The 432-nt window shown below is 60.9% G+C and carries 1 protein-coding gene; it reads right to left on the bottom strand.

What is annotated here, in order from left to right:
• Window positions 1-432: hypothetical protein (locus tag ACGFU7_RS44235; RefSeq protein WP_393704102.1), on the bottom strand; the 432-nt coding region annotated here is incomplete at both ends.

Here is a 432-nt window from a genome sequence, read left to right as displayed (position 1 = left end):
CCACCCCTGGGCGCCGTCCACCAGCACATCACCGCCACCACACACCCCTCCCTCACCCCCGCCGCGCTCCACCGCCTCCACCATCAATACATCCACCGGAACCAGCCCGAAGACCACCCGCACCTCAACGACACGATCAGCGGATGGTCCTACGAAGACATCCTTACCGCCTACACCCAGTACCGGAACACATCCGACAGTAATCCCCCCCACCCCGCAGCGGACCTCGAATGGCCCCTCAACGGACACGCCCTGCCCCTGCCCCTCGGAGAACTCATCACCAAAATCCGCGAAAGGGAAACCACCGGAAAAAACCTCCGACACCTCATCGACCGCCTCGAAGAACAAGGAGCCACCCTCAAAACCAGAAGGAACCAGTGGAAGGACGAAGAATTCCTGGCCGCCCTCCTCCAGTACAAGAAAGAAAATCCA

Origin of the sequence: Streptomyces sp. NPDC048473, from assembly GCF_043200155.1 — a bacterium.
Taxonomy (GTDB): domain Bacteria; phylum Actinomycetota; class Actinomycetes; order Streptomycetales; family Streptomycetaceae; genus Streptomyces.
This window is presented reverse-complemented; position numbering and strand designations above follow the sequence as displayed.